The sequence below is a fragment of the Stenotrophomonas sp. Bg11-02 genome (assembly GCF_002836635.1).
Lineage (GTDB): Bacteria > Pseudomonadota > Gammaproteobacteria > Xanthomonadales > Xanthomonadaceae > Stenotrophomonas > Stenotrophomonas lacuserhaii.
This window is the reverse complement of record NZ_PJAY01000061.1, coordinates 1-13,699: the sequence shown is the minus strand read 5'-3', so window position 1 is coordinate 13,699 and position 13,699 is coordinate 1. Positions and strand designations below refer to the sequence as shown.

The window sequence follows — 13,699 nt, the reverse complement described above, 5'->3', positions numbered from 1 at the left end:
TGCCGCTCCCACGCTTTGCTGTGCAAACCGTGGGCCCCGTCTCACCGACACCCACACCCCGCCGCTTCGCGGCCGCCCCTGACTCAGGGGCTCCCTCCACCCGACACCACACGGGCGCTCTGGTAGCGCCGACCCATGGTCGGCGGAAACCATCAAATCCCTCCCCCCAAAGCCGCCGACCATGGGTCGGCGCTACCGAAGGTTCCATGGCCGCCATGGACCTGTCGAAGGTGGGGCGGGGTGGGTTCGTGGGAACGCTCATCCGCATGGATGCGGATGGCGAGCCTACAGGGACGTACTTGCGGCGATTCCCACGAACCCACCCCGCCCCGCCAACGCAGCAGCCCTGCAGCTCTTGACGTTGACGTTGGCTCTGGCTTGAAAGGCAAATGCCGGGCGCAGCCCGGCAAACAAACAAACAAACAAACCCAACCCTACGGCTTGATCCTGGCGTCAGCACCCTGCGGCACGCTGTCGTGATACCGCCCCGTGCGCGAATCGAACACCCGGTTCGGCCCCGCCGGCTTCACCCCCGGAATGATCCGCCCGTCGCGGTCATACACCTTCGCCGGGGCCGTGCTCGCCGGCGGCGCCACCACCTTCGCCGGCCCGGTGCTGCGGATCGGCCCCGCCGCTGGCGGCGGGCTGGCAATCGGTCGTGGGGCCTGCACCGGCGACGGCGGCGAAGGCTGCACCACGCGCGGCGGCTGTGGAGCCGGCGGCGGTGGCGGCGGCCGCACCGTGGTCGCACTGCGGGTCGCCGTCGGGCTGGACGGCGACGCCAACTGCGCCGACGCCAGCGCCGGCACCAGCAACGCAGACAGCAGGATCAATGAACGCTTCATGGCAGCCCCCCGGTAGTAGTTCAGCGCAGCGTGCGCCGCCTCCCGTGTGCCTGCCATGAACAAAGCCCCCGCCAACCGGCCGCGCCCCGCCAGCAGGCACTCCGTGCGCTGTCCACCCCGCTTGCATGCCCGGCCCCACGCCCCCATCTCCGCAGGCATCCCCCAGGAGATACCGCATGAGCGCCTTCGACCTCACGCCCCCGACCGACGCGCAGCGCCAGGCACTGGAATCCTCGCTCAGCCCCGACGAAGCCCGCGTGCTGCTCCAGCACGGCACCGAAGCGCCGTTCTGCGGCGTGTTCCTCGACAACAAACGCGATGGCGTCTACTGCTGCCGGCTGTGTGCCCTGCCACTGTTCCGCTCCAGCACCAAGTTCGATTCCGGCACCGGCTGGCCCAGCTTCTTCGCCCCGTTCGCCCCCGAACACGTGCGCGAGATCCGCGACATCAGCCACGGCATGATCCGCACCGAGATCACCTGCGCCCGCTGTGGCAGCCACCTCGGCCACGTCTTCCCGGACGGCCCGCCGCCCACCTTCGAGCGCCACTGCCTGAACTCCGTCTCACTTTCGTTCACGGAGAACGGCGCGTCCTATGACGATCCACTGCAGCGGGGCGGTGCCGAAGCCGAACCCGCCGGCTGATCCGCGGCGGCAGGCCCGCCGACGGATTTCACATATTGCCTCTTCAGAAACCGCGTGAACGCGCCGTTAGGGAGATACCCCCTCTCCCTGCGTCGCGTCCATGCTCATCCTCATCGGCTTCCTCGTCGTCATCGCCAGCGTGCTCGGTGGTTATCTCGGCGCCCACGGACGACTGGGCGCGCTCTGGCAGCCCTACGAGCTGGTGATCATTGGTGGCGCCGCCGTGGGTGCGTTCCTGGTCGGCACCCCGGCAAAGACCGTCAAGCAGACCCTGAAGGCCAGCGTGGCCGTGTTCAAGGGCCCGCGCTACAAGCAGCAGGACTACATCGACGTCCTCAGCCTGGTGTACGAGCTGCTCAACAAGGCCCGCCGCGAAGGCTTCATGTCGTTGGAAGACCACGTGGAGAAGCCCGGCGAAAGTCCCATTTTCGCCAACTACCCCAAGGTCCAGGCCGACCACCACCTGGTCGACTTCATCACCGACTGCCTGCGCCTGATGATCGGCAGCAACATCGAACCGCACGAACTGGAACCGCTGCTGGAGCTGGAGCTGGACAAGCACCATGCCGAAGCGCTGGCGCCGTCGCAGGTCATCACCAAGGTGGCCGACGGCCTGCCTGGCTTCGGCATCGTGGCGGCGGTGCTGGGCATCGTGATCACCATGGGTTCGATCGGTGGCCCGATCGAAGAAGTCGGCGCGCACGTGGCCGGCGCGCTGGTCGGCACCTTCCTCGGCATCCTGCTGGGCTACGGCTTCGTCGGCCCGATGGCCGCGGCAATGGAAGCGCGCGCCGAGCAGGACAGCCGCATCTACGAATCGGTGAAGACCGCTCTGCTGGCCTGCCTGCGCGGCTACAACCCGAAGATCGCGCTGGAATTCGCCCGCAAGACGCTGCCGTCCGACGTGCGCCCGGCGTTCTCCGAATTCGAGCAGCACCTCAAGACGGTCAAGTAAGCCATGAGCGAGACCAAGCCCACCGTCATCGTCCGCCGGGTCAAGAAGAAGGGCCACGCCGCCCACCACGGCGGCTCGTGGAAGGTGGCCTACGCCGACTTCGTCACCGCGATGATGGCCTTCTTCCTGGTGCTGTGGCTGGTGGCGTCCACCAGCAAGCCCGAGCGCGGCGCCATTTCAGAATACTTCCGCAATCCCAGCCCCTTGTCGGGCACCAGCAGTACGCCGGCACCGGGCATGGCCGGGCCGGGTGGCGCCAGCACCTCGATGATCAAGCTGGGCGGGGCGGCCGATGTCAGCCGTGGCACCAGCAACGATCCCTTCCAGAACCAGCAGGAAAGCATTCCCAAGGCCGTCGACCCCGACTCGCGCCAGCAGGAAAAGAAACAGCTGGAAGCGCTGATGCAGGAACTCACCGAGGCCATCAGCAAGAGCCAGGCGCTGGAACCGTTCAAGGACCAGCTGCTGCTCGACCTGACCCCGGAAGGGCTGCGCGTGCAGATCGTGGACAAGCAGAACCGGCCGATGTTCGACCTCGGCGGGGCGGCACTGAAGCCGTATACGCAGACGATCCTGCGCGAACTGGCGAACTACCTGAACCACGTGCCGAACCGGATCAGCCTGACCGGCCACACCGACACCGCCGCGTACAGCACCCAGCACGGCTACGGCAACTGGGAACTCAGCGCCGACCGCGCGAACGCGGCCCGCCGCGCGCTGGTGGACGGCGGACTGGATGAGGCCAAGGTCACCCGCGTGGTCGGGCTGGCCTCTTCGGTGCTGTTCGACAAGACCAACCCGGCCAACCCGATCAACCGCCGCATCAGCATCGTGGTGATGACCCGGGATGCCGAAGCTTCTGCGCTGGCAGGCGCCGGCTCCCCGGTCGCGTTGTCGCCCGCAGTGGCCGATCCGGACGTGCAGGCCGCGCAGGTGCCGGCCGTGGTGGGTGACGCCGCGCCGTAGCGCCAAGCGCGCCCTGCGCTGGGCCATTACAATGGCGGTCTTCCCTTTTTGCAGGCTCCCACCATGTCCAAGCTCTCCAAAGCCAAGCGCGACAAGCGCAAGAAGCAGCAGCCCAAGCGCGCCTTCGCCCGCCTGAGCGACCAGCAGCAGGTGCAGAACCACGCCGTGCTGACCAACGAAGAAGGCCAGGTGGTCGCGGCCATCGGCCTGCAGGGCCGCCAGTGGCTGCTGTCGATCGGCGGCCAGACCATGGGCAACGCGGATGATCCGATGCCGATGCTGGCCATGCTCAAGCACCTGGCCAACGTGCAGGGCAAGGAAGGCCGCAAGGTCGACCTGCAGTACTCCGAAGGCCTGGGCGAGCTGATCAAGGTCATGGCTGCCGAAAAGGAACTGGACGCCGATGCGTACCTGGACCAGCTGGCCGCCGAGTTCGACAACATCGATGCCGAAGACGCCGCCGAAGGCGAGGCTGCACAGGACGTCACCGACGCCGAGGCAGCCACCGAGGCCCCGGCAGACGCAGAAGCGGAAACCACAGCCGAAGCCGACGCCGACGCTGACGACAAGCCGAAGGCCTGAAGGGCCTCCGGACCCCGGTGACGGTCTACGTCGACGACGCAGTACAGGCCTGGCGCGGACAGCGCTGGGCCCACCTGATGGCCGACACCCTGGCCGAGCTGCATGCCATGGCGGCGCAGCTCGGCATCCCGCGTCGCGCGTTCCAGAACAAGTCCAGCGGCGCGCACTACGACGTCACCGTGGCCCTTCGCGAACAGGCGATCGCGCTCGGCGCGCAGCCGATTTCCCGGCATACCGATCGCGAACGGGTCAAGGCGGTGATCGCCAACGCCCGCGCGCAGTACCAGCCCGAGTAGCGAGCACAGGATCCGGCCCGGTCAGAACGGATCGCTGCCCAGCCGCACTTCAACGTTCAGCAGCGAACACAGCGCCAGCATCGCGTCGTCGTCGCGGGTCAGCGCCATCCAGCCGGTGAAGCCGTCGCTGCCGGCATCCACGCTCCACAGCGTGTAATTGTTCTCGCGCAGGCGGTCGAAGGCGGTGGACATCAGCTGCACGCCATCCAGCCCGATGCTGAAGTCTTCGTCGTCCAGGTCGCCGCCCCAGTCCACCTGCAGGTTGAAGCGCGCCGACAGCTCGTTGACCGCCGACATCAGCGATTCCAGGTCATCGCGTTCCACCTCGAAGCCGCTCTGCCAGCCGATCGCGGTGAACAACGGCGGGATCCAGTCGCTGTCCGGCTCCAACGGCTCGCCCTGTTCGGCCAGCAGCTCGCGCCAGCGGTTGAACTGGGCCAGCGCCAGCTCTTCGTCGCCGGGATTGATCAGCACCAGCAGGTTCCATGCACGCGCCTCGAAATCGTCCTCGTCGTAGTCGTGGGCGTCTTCTTCGAAGTCGAAATAATCGCTGTTGTCGGGCATGGTCGTGGTCCTGCGGGTACGGTGCTGTGGCACGCATTCTGAGGCCTTGCGGCCGCCGCCGGAAGCATCGGCGTTGGGTCGCGCGCCGCGTACAGGTATCCTTCACCCCATGAAGCCGGCCTTGGTGGCCGTCACAGTGAAGCTGAAATGAGCGATACGCCTCCCGACCACCTGGCCATCAACCCGGCCAGCCCCCACCACGATGCGCAGGCGCTGGAGCGCGGCGTCGGCGTGCGCTTCAATGATGTCGAGCGCACCGATGTCGAAGAATATTCGGTCAGCGAAGGCTGGATCCGCGTGCAGGCGGGCAAGGCGCGCGACCGTCGCGGCAACCCGATGACGCTGAAGATCAAGGGCAGTGTCGAAGTGCGCTACCTCGACCTGAAGCCGCAGGCCTGAGGCCTGCTGGACGGGCCTGCGGTAGCGCCGAGCCATGCTCGGCGGGCTGTGTCAGGCACCGCGGCAAGAGCCGCCGAGCATGGCTCGGCGCTACCGCCAGCATGCCCCTCACTCCCTCTGCCGCGATTCCAGCAGGTCCAGGTTGCGGATCAGCTTGCGTGATATCTCATCGGAGATCAGTCCGCGACGGGTCAGCCGGAACAGCTCCTCGCGTTCGGCGTTCAGCCCGGCGCCGCGCAGCTGGCGGTAGCCGCGTTCCATCCGCCTGACCTTTTCCGGATCCGCATCCGGGCCATGCTCTTTTTCCAGGTTGCGCTGGTACAGCAGGCTCACCCGTGATGCCGCATCGTTGTACAGCTGCACGTTGTCGGTGGTCTGGTTCTGCACCAGCTGCTGGCGCATCCGCTCCACCCCGGCCAGCGCCGCCTTGGATGCCAGCTTGCGCGCTACGTCCTCTTCCTTGCGCTCGCCCGAATCGGCCGGCAACTGCAGGCCTTTCAACAACTGCGGCAAGGCCACGCTGGCGCCCACCAGCGAGAACAGGATCACCGCCGCGGCCAGGAAGATCACCAGGTCACGCGCCGGGAATGGATCGCCGCTGGGCAGGAACAACGGCAGGGTCAGCACGCCGGCCAGGGTAATCGCCCCGCGCACGCCGGCTACCGAGGTCGCCACCACGATGCGCCAGTTGGGCGCCTGGCGCTGCTCGTCGCCGCGACGCCGCGCGCGCAGCAGGTTCCAGCGCAGCGACAGCCATACCCACAGCAGGCGCAGCAGGATCAGCGCCAGGTTGATCACGATCACGTACACCGCCAGCCACCACGGACTCTGGTGGCCGCTCTCGCTCATCGTGGCCACGGCACGCTCCACGATGCCCGGCAGCTGTTCACCCAGCAACACGAACATGATGCCGTTGAAGCTGAACTGCAGCATGTTCCACACCGCCGAACGCTGCACGCGCATGCTGCCGGACACGCGGCCGGTCAGCTCCACATAGCTCATCGTGATGCCCGCCGCCACTGCCGCGAGAATGCCCGATGCGTTGACCTCTTCAGCCAGCAGATAGGCCGCGAAGGGAATCAGCAGGTTGACCAGCATCGCCGCGCCCGGCTCCTCGCCGAAGCGGCGCCACAGCCAACGCTGGAAGGTCGACACCCCCAGGGTCACCGCCACGCCGACCGCCAGCCCGGCCGCAGCCACCCACAGGAAGGTCATCGAGGCGGTGGCCAGCGAGAACGAACCGGTCATCACCGCAGCCACCGCGAAGCGGAAGCAGACCAGGCCGGAGGCATCGTTGAGCAGCGATTCGCCTTCCAGGATGTGCATCAGCCGCTTGGGGATCGGCGCCTTCGACGCGATCGCGCCCACCGCCACCGGATCGGTCGGTGAAATGATCGCCGCCAGCGCGAAGCACACCGCCAGCGGCATCACCGGGATCATCCAGTGGATCAGCAGGCCGGCGCCGATCACGGTGAAAACCACCAGCCCGAAGGCCAGTTCCAGGATGGCGCCCTTGTCGCGGAACAGCCCCTGCTTGGGGATGCGCCAACCGTCCAGGAACAGCAGCGGCGGCAGGAACAGCAGGAAGAACATGTCCGGGTCGAGCGCGTGCCCGCGGTTGAATACACCGGCGATCACCGCGCCCAGCGCGATCTGCACCAGCGGCAACGGCAACGAAAACGGCAGTACGCGGACCAGGTAACCGCTGGCCACGACGGCGACCAGCATCGCCAGGACCACTTCAATGGTGTGCATGCATCATCCAGATGACGGCGCCAACGGGGGAAGGATGGCCATGCGGCCAAGGCGCCAGTGACCGGAAAAAACTAGCACACCACGGCGATCAGGCCCACGCCTGCATCGAGCGGACTCAGCGGGGCGACAGCAAACCGCCGGCCCCGTCGAAGCGGTAGAGATCCATCGCCAGCATGCCTGCATCGATGCCCGCATCGATGCGCCGTGCCCCCAGTCCGCCCTCCCCTGCCGCGCCGATGGCGAAGTGCAGCGGCTGCAGATGTTCATCGCTGGGATGTGCCTGCACGGCACCCGGCGCCTGGGCCCGGTAATCGAGCAGGGCATCCACGTCGTCAGCGGCCAGGCGCTGCTCCACCCAGCCGATGAACGGCCGCACGTAGGGCGCTTCCTTGCCGTCCTGGTAACGGCGGAAATCGTGCAGGTTGTGGGTGATGCTGCCCGAGCCCACCAGCAGCACGCCCTGTTCGCGCAGCGGTGCCAGCGCCCTGCCCAGCGCCAGCTGATGGGCCGGACCCAGCTGCGGCTGCAGCGACAGCGGCACCACCGGGATGGAAGCGTCCGGGAACAGGAAACGCAACGGCACCCAGGCGCCGTGATCCAGCCCGCGGCTGGGATCCAGGCGCGCCGGCAGGCCGGCATCCAGCAGCAGCTGCTGCACCTGGGCCGCCAGCTCCGGCGCACCCGGCGCCGGGTACTGCAGGCGATACAGCGCCTCCGGGAAGCCGCCGAAATCATGGATCGTCGGCGGCAGCGGATGCGCGCCCACCAGCGGTTGCGTACTCAGCCAGTGCGCGCTGGCGATGACGATGGCGCGTGGGCGTGGCAGATCGGCCGCCAGTTCGGCCAGCCGCTGTCCGACCAGTCCGGGCTGCAGCGCGGTCATCGGCGAACCATGCGAGATGTACAGGCTGGGCAGGCGGCGCACGGCGGACTCCTGATAGGACATCGCTCAAGCTTAGTGCCAGCGGCCCGCGCGAAAAATACGTTGCACCGAGCCGGTTTGTTGCAGGAACGGAAACAATGGACACCTTTGCGGCCAGCTTCGAACGGTAGCGCCGAGCCATGCTCGGCGAGCGCTCCGCGCGGTGCAGGCATTCGGCCGAGCATCGCCCGGCGCTACAGAACCACTTCCACCGCGTCCAGCCGCTCGATCACCGTCTTCAGCGGCGCCGGCCGGCCAAGCAGGTAGCCCTGCACCTGGTCACAGCCGTGCGCGGCCAGCCACTGCAGCTGGCCCGGCGTCTCCACGCCTTCGGCGATGATGGTCAGGCCCATGCTGTGGCCCAGCGACAACAGCGCGCGGCAGATCGAGGCATTGCGCGGATTGATCTCCACATCGGCGACAAAGCTGCGGTCGATCTTCAGGATGTCCAGCGGCAGGTGCTGCAGGTAGGACATGCTGGAAAAACCGGTGCCGAAGTCATCCAGCGACACGCAGATGCCCTGTTCGTGCAACCGCTGCATGGTCTGCATCGCCTGGGCCGGCTTGCGCATCAGGCTGCTCTCGGTGAGCTCGACCTGCAACGCACCGCGTGCCAGCCCGAACTCCTCCATCGCGCGGCCGAACTCGCCGACCAGGTCGCTATTGAAGAACTGCACCGCCGATACGTTCACCGCGATCGGCAGGTCGGCCCAGCCGGCATCCACCAGTTGCCGCTGGGCCTGCGCGGCAGCACGGATCACCCACCGCCCCAGCGCCAGGATCAGCCCGGTGTCTTCGCACAGCTGGATGAAATCGCCCGGCGGGATGAAGCTGCCATCGGCCTGTGGCCAGCGCAGCAGCGCCTCCAGCGCGGCCGGCGTACCGTCGCTGGCGTGGCAGATCGGCTGGAAATAGAGTTCGAATTCAGCATCGATGGCGTTGTGGATACGGCCGGCCAGTCGCAGCCGCTCGGCCAGGCGTGCATTGACGCTGGGGTCGAAGCGCGCCAGCACATCGCCTTCGGCGCGCGCGCTGTGCGCGGCCTGCGCCGCCATGCCAACCACCTGCGCCGCCAGCAGCCCATCACCCGGCGCGTGCACGGCCACGCCGATGCTCGGCTCGAACTGGTGCAGCGAGTCCTGCCCGCGCACCGGCTCGGACACGATCTGCACCAGCGCATCCAGCGCGTTCTGCGCATCGTGGGCATCGCTGAAGGCAAACACGAAGTCTTCAGCCGGCTGGAAGGCCAACCAGCCAAACCGCGCGCCCAGTCCGCCCAGCCGCGTGGCCATCGCCTGCAGCACCGCATCACCGATGTCATTGCCCAACGCATCGGAGATCAGCCGCAGCCCACGCAACTGGATGAAGGCCACCGTGTAGCCTTCGCCGCACTCGTCCAGCGCTTCGGCCAACGCCCGCGTATTGAGCAGGCCGGTCTGCGGATGGTGGCTGGCGTGGTAGGCCAGCTCGCGCTCGTAGGCCAGCCGCTCGCTCACGTCTTCAGCCAGCACCAGACAGGCCGCGCGTCCATCGAAATCCAGCCGCGAAAGATGCGCCCGCACCTCGAACACGGTGCCGTCCTTGCGCTGGTGCAGGCGGATTTTCGCGTCCTGCACCTCGCCGATGCGGGCTTCAGCGATCGCCCTGCGGATCTCTTCCCAGCCTTCGCGCGGCCGGATGTCCAGGATGCTCATCGCCAGGAATTCTTCGCGCGCATAGCCGTATTGGCTGACCGCGGCCTGGTTGACCTCCAGGAAGCGCAGCGTATCCGGGTCGAACACCCAGAACGGCGCCGGATTGCGGTCGAATAGCAGGCGGAACTGGCGTTCGGCCTGGTCGGCGCGCTCGCGTGCCAGGTAGCGTTCGCTGATGTCGGTCATCGCACCGATCATCCGACGCTGGCGATCGCCGATCATCACCCGCCGACCGCGTGCGGACACCCAGCGCACGTCGCCGCCCGGCAGCACGATGCGGAACACCTCGTCCAGCACCGCATCACCGGCGAATGCCCGGTCGAATGCCGCCTGCATGCGCACGCCGTCTTCGCGGTGCACGCGCTGGAAGAACTCGGACAACGGCAGCGCATCGACGTCAACGCCGAAGATCTCCCGAGCCAGCGGCGACCAGTGCAGCTGGCAGGCATCTTCATCCACGTGCCAGGTGCAGACATGGCCCACCTGATGGGCCAGCAGCAGCTCGGCGTGGCCGGTGCGCAGTTCCTCGGCCAGCACATGCTGGCGCCGCGCTGCGCGGCCGACGCCCCACACCAGGCCGGCCAGCAGCCCGCAGTACAGCAGGAACATCGCCACCGAGGCGTACACATAAGGCCACCATGCGGCCAGCACTTCGCGATGGCCCAGCCCGGCATACACCGCAAGCGGATACTGATGCAGCGTGCTCATCGCCGATATGCGTGCCACCCCGTCGACCGGGCTGGTTTCCACGCCCAGCGAACGCACCGCGTCACTGCCCAGCGCCTCGCGGTGGGCCAGCCCGAAGCGCTGCCCCACCACGTTGCCGTCCATCGGTGAGCGCGCCAGCACATGGCCTTCCACATCGCTGATCGACACCACCCCGCGCGTGCCGATATCCAGCCCGCCGATGATCCGCTGCAGCTCACTGGTATGCAGGCGCACCAGCAGCCAGCGGTCCTGTTCCAGCTGCAGGGCCAACGGCAGCACCCAGTTCAAGCCGTCGCGTCGCTGCGGCGGCCCCAGGTACAGGTCACTACCACTGCCACGCCGTTGCCCGTCCACCCACAGCGGCAGCTGCAGGTCGCCGACGCCGCTGGTCAGCGCGCGGCCGTGCTGGTCCACCACCACGATGCTGTCCAGCTCGGCATGCCGGTGCAGCACGCCGGCGATGTTCTGGTCCAGCAGCTCCGGTGCTTGTCCGGGCACGCTGCGGAACAGTTGCGCTGCGTCTGCGCCGACGCCCTGCATCGCCCGTTCCAGGTTGCGCATTTCCAGCCACAGCAGGCGCTGGCTGCCCACGGCCAAGGTGCGGCTCTGGCGCTGGGCAACGTCCTGCCTGCGCTGGAAGTCACTGGCCAGCATCGTCGCCAGTCCGGCGGCGAACAGCAGGCCGAGCAGCATTCCACCCCACAACAGGGCACGCTGCGGCCGAACCAGCATGCGGCTCAGTGCGGCCATCGATGGCAACGTCGGCTGTGGTGGCCTGGTGCTCTCATTCGCTAACGTTTTCCTGTGATCCAGACCTAAGCGGCCGCGGATCGGCTTTCTTGACCGTGCTGTCCACTCTCCGGGGGTACCACGTCGAACGCGCTTCCTCCCGGCCCCGTCGTGCAGCATGCATCAGGCCGATGACGACAGGAAGAGTGCCCGCGCCTGTTCAGCCAGGTCCGGCACACGCCGCGCCCGGTTTCGGTACGGTTGACGTTGCAACCAGGCCCACCAGCAGGGATTAGACTGGCGGTTTCCCGTCGCCCGAGTACTTCATGCCTACGTTGCGTCGCGCTCCCCTGCTGCTGGCGATCACCGCCAGCCTGTCCCTTTCGCTGGCTGCGTGCAGCGGCGACACCCCGCCCAGCGCGCCCGCTGCGCAACAGCAGGCAGCGGCCGAGCAGGCGCCCAGGCCGCAGCTGGGCAGCTTCGGTTTCGACGCCGACGGCATGGACCGCAGCATCGCCGCCGGCGACAACTTCTTTGATTTCGCCAACGGCACCTGGGTCAAGAACACCGAAATCCCGGCCGACCGTTCGCGCTTCGGCAGCTTCAACGTGATCGCCGAGAAGACCCAGGCCGACACCCGCGCCATCCTGGAAGGCGCCGCCAACAACGCCCAGGCCAGCGGCGAAGACAAGCTGATCGGCGATTACTACGCCGCCTTCATGGACGAAGCCGGGATTGAACAGCGCGGGCTGGCGCCGGTGCAGCCGCAGCTGCAGGCGATCGACGCACTGGCCGACAAGGCCGCCCTGGCGCGGGCGCTGGGTGCCGACGTGCGCGCCGACGTGGACCTGCTCAATGCCACCAATTTCTATACCGACCGCCTGTTCGGCCTGTGGGTATCGGTGGACCTGCTGCAGCCGGCACGCACCGCGCCCTACCTGGTGCAGGGCGGCCTGGGCCTGCCGGACCGTGACTTCTACCTCGGCGATGGCCGCATGGCCGAGCTGCGCCGGCAGTACCAGGAATACATCGGCCAGGTACTGACCCTGGCCGGCGTTGCCGATGCAGGTGCCAAGGCGCAGCGCATCGTCGCCCTGGAAACCAAGATCGCCAAGGCGCACGCCACCCAGGAAGAAACCAACGACGTGGCCAAGGGTGCCAATCCGTGGAGCCGCGAAGACTTCAGCGCCAAGGCACCCGGCATGGATTGGGCTGCGTTCCTCGAAGCGTCCGGACTGTCGCAGCAGCAGGACTTCATCGTGTGGCAGCCGAAGGCTGTGGCCGGCCTGTCGCGGTTGGTCGCCACCGAGCCGCTGGAGGCCTGGAAGGACTACATGACCTTCCACGCGCTTGACCGCGCAGCCCCTTACCTGCCGAAGAAGTTCGCCGATGCGCGCTTCGCCTTCCATGGCACCGCGCTGAGCGGCACCCCGCAGCAGAGCGATCGCTGGAAGCGCGCGGTGGACGATGCCAACCATGCCATCGGCGAGGCCATCGGCAAGCGTTACGTGGAAAAGCACTTCGATGCGAAGACCAAGGAACGTGCCGACGAGATGGCGAGGAACATCATCGCCGCCTTCGGCAAGCGTATCGATGCACTGGACTGGATGTCTCCGCAGACCAAGGCCAGCGCCAAGGCCAAGGTCGCCGGGCTCAAGGTCGGCATGGGCTACCCGGACAGCTGGCGTGACTACAGCGGCCTGGAGATCAAGCGCGATGATCCGCTCGGCAACGCGCAGCGCGCCGAGCAGTTCGAATACCAGCGCAATCTGGCCAAGCTGGGCAAGGCGCCGGACCACGGCGAGTGGGCGATGCTGCCGCAGACCATCAATGCGATGAACGTGCCACTGGAAAACCGCCTGGTGTTCCCGGCCGCCATCCTGCAGCCGCCGTTCTTCGACGGTGCGGCCGACGATGCAGTGAACTACGGCGCCATCGGTGCGGTGATCGGCCATGAAATCAGCCACGGCTTCGACAACGCCGGCGCACTGTTCGATGAAACCGGCCGCCTGCACAACTGGTGGACGCCGCAGGACCTGGAGAAGTTCAACGCGGCCGGCGACGCGCTGGCGGCACAGTTCAGCAGCTACGAGCCGTTCCCCGGCGTGCACGTCAACGGGCGCCTGTCGCTGGGCGAGAACATCGCCGACGTGGCCGGCCTCGGCACCGCCTACGATGCCTACCAGCTGTCGCTGCAGGGCAAGCCGGGCGAAACGCTGGAAGGCTTCACCCCGGACCAGCGCTTCTTCCTCGGCTTTGCCCAGGCATGGCGCAGCAAGAGCCGCGAACAGGCACTGCGCAATTCCCTGCTGACCGACGTGCACGCGCCGGGGCAGTTCCGTGCGCTGACCGTGCGCAACCTGGATGCGTGGTATCCCGCCTTCGAGGTCAAGGAAGGCCAGAAGCTGTACCTGGCACCGGAAAAGCGCGTCAAGGTCTGGTAAGCAGCAGGCCTGCGTGGGTGATCCGGGCTGGTGGGTGATCCGGGCTGGTGGGTGATCCAGGCTGGTGGGTGATCCGGCCTGGTGGGTGACGACTGTCAGTCGTCACGCCCTCCCCCAGGCCACACCTTCAACACCCTGTCCCTTATATCCATCCGACGCTGCCGACGCTCTTACGCGTCTTCGTCCCCTCTGTCGT

12 protein-coding genes are annotated in these 13,699 nt (G+C 67.4%); 8 read left to right on the top strand and 4 right to left on the bottom strand.

Annotated elements, in window-relative coordinates; translation table 11 throughout:
• Positions 1–489 precede the first annotated feature (489 nt).
• The 6 genes from CXG43_RS19595 (at position 490) to CXG43_RS11890 (ending at position 4,288) form a co-directional block, all read left to right on the top strand.
• Entirely contained in the window at positions 490–861 is a 372-nt protein-coding gene (locus CXG43_RS19595) for a hypothetical protein (RefSeq protein ID WP_157825044.1), read from the top strand.
• Between the two features lie 160 nt (positions 862–1,021).
• Complete coding sequence (gene msrB, locus CXG43_RS11910) at positions 1,022–1,489, top strand: peptide-methionine (R)-S-oxide reductase MsrB (protein WP_042612775.1); 468 nt, start codon at positions 1,022–1,024, stop codon at positions 1,487–1,489.
• Positions 1,490–1,589: 100 nt separating this feature from the next.
• Positions 1,590–2,444 (top strand): flagellar motor stator protein MotA, encoded by an 855-nt coding sequence (gene motA, locus CXG43_RS11905; RefSeq protein WP_101100140.1) that lies wholly within the window; start codon positions 1,590–1,592, stop codon positions 2,442–2,444.
• Positions 2,445–2,447: 3 nt separating this feature from the next.
• Positions 2,448–3,410 (top strand): flagellar motor protein MotB, encoded by a 963-nt coding sequence (motB, locus tag CXG43_RS11900; protein ID WP_101100139.1) that lies wholly within the window; start codon positions 2,448–2,450, stop codon positions 3,408–3,410.
• Positions 3,411–3,473: 63 nt separating this feature from the next.
• Positions 3,474–3,992, top strand: a complete 519-nt coding sequence (locus tag CXG43_RS11895; RefSeq protein ID WP_101100138.1) for a hypothetical protein — start codon at positions 3,474–3,476, stop codon at positions 3,990–3,992.
• A 17-nt stretch (positions 3,993–4,009) separates the two neighbouring features.
• Complete coding sequence (locus CXG43_RS11890) at positions 4,010–4,288, top strand: DUF4031 domain-containing protein (protein ID WP_042612771.1); 279 nt, start codon at positions 4,010–4,012, stop codon at positions 4,286–4,288.
• A gap of 21 nt (positions 4,289–4,309) precedes the next feature.
• Here CXG43_RS11890 and CXG43_RS11885 read toward each other — a convergent pair whose 3' ends face one another.
• Positions 4,310–4,852, bottom strand: a complete 543-nt coding sequence (locus CXG43_RS11885; RefSeq protein WP_042612770.1) for a hypothetical protein — start codon at positions 4,850–4,852, stop codon at positions 4,310–4,312.
• 147 nt (positions 4,853–4,999) lie between these two features.
• Here CXG43_RS11885 and CXG43_RS11880 point away from each other — a divergent pair, with 147 nt between their 5' ends.
• Positions 5,000–5,251 carry a DUF3297 family protein gene (locus CXG43_RS11880; RefSeq protein ID WP_042612769.1) on the top strand — a complete coding sequence of 84 codons (252 nt, stop codon included), beginning with the start codon at positions 5,000–5,002 and terminating at the stop codon, positions 5,249–5,251.
• Positions 5,252–5,359: 108 nt separating this feature from the next.
• Here the strand turns inward: CXG43_RS11880 and CXG43_RS11875 are convergent, their stop codons facing one another.
• From CXG43_RS11875 to CXG43_RS11865, 3 genes are all read right to left on the bottom strand, one after another.
• Positions 5,360–7,006: a Na+/H+ antiporter gene (locus CXG43_RS11875; protein ID WP_101100137.1), complete on the bottom strand. Its 1,647-nt coding sequence runs from the start codon at positions 7,004–7,006 to the stop codon at positions 5,360–5,362.
• A 115-nt stretch (positions 7,007–7,121) separates the two neighbouring features.
• Entirely contained in the window at positions 7,122–7,931 is an 810-nt protein-coding gene (locus tag CXG43_RS11870; protein ID WP_101100266.1) for a class III extradiol ring-cleavage dioxygenase, read from the bottom strand.
• Between the two features lie 191 nt (positions 7,932–8,122).
• Positions 8,123–11,080: an EAL domain-containing protein gene (locus tag CXG43_RS11865; protein ID WP_101100136.1), complete on the bottom strand. Its 2,958-nt coding sequence runs from the start codon at positions 11,078–11,080 to the stop codon at positions 8,123–8,125.
• Between the two features lie 305 nt (positions 11,081–11,385).
• On the opposite strand from CXG43_RS11865, the gene CXG43_RS11860 reads away from it, so the two are divergent.
• Positions 11,386–13,503, top strand: a complete 2,118-nt coding sequence (locus CXG43_RS11860) for a M13 family metallopeptidase (protein ID WP_101100135.1) — start codon at positions 11,386–11,388, stop codon at positions 13,501–13,503.
• Positions 13,504–13,699: the final 196 nt, after the last annotated feature.

What these genes read in the sequence shown, in the direction of transcription:
- msrB (WP_042612775.1), top strand. Translation starts at nt 1,022, where the DNA reads ATGAGCGCCTTCGACCTCACGCCCCCGACCGACGCGCAGCGCCAGGCA.
- motA (WP_101100140.1), top strand. Translation starts at nt 1,590, where the DNA reads ATGCTCATCCTCATCGGCTTCCTCGTCGTCATCGCCAGCGTGCTCGGT.
- motB (WP_101100139.1), top strand. Translation starts at nt 2,448, where the DNA reads ATGAGCGAGACCAAGCCCACCGTCATCGTCCGCCGGGTCAAGAAGAAG.
- CXG43_RS11895 (WP_101100138.1), top strand. Translation starts at nt 3,474, where the DNA reads ATGTCCAAGCTCTCCAAAGCCAAGCGCGACAAGCGCAAGAAGCAGCAG.
- CXG43_RS11885 (WP_042612770.1), bottom strand. Translation starts at nt 4,852, where the DNA reads ATGCCCGACAACAGCGATTATTTCGACTTCGAAGAAGACGCCCACGAC.
- CXG43_RS11880 (WP_042612769.1), top strand. Translation starts at nt 5,000, where the DNA reads ATGAGCGATACGCCTCCCGACCACCTGGCCATCAACCCGGCCAGCCCC.
- CXG43_RS11875 (WP_101100137.1), bottom strand. Translation starts at nt 7,006, where the DNA reads ATGCACACCATTGAAGTGGTCCTGGCGATGCTGGTCGCCGTCGTGGCC.
- CXG43_RS11865 (WP_101100136.1), bottom strand. Translation starts at nt 11,080, where the DNA reads ATGGCCGCACTGAGCCGCATGCTGGTTCGGCCGCAGCGTGCCCTGTTG.
- CXG43_RS11860 (WP_101100135.1), top strand. Translation starts at nt 11,386, where the DNA reads ATGCCTACGTTGCGTCGCGCTCCCCTGCTGCTGGCGATCACCGCCAGC.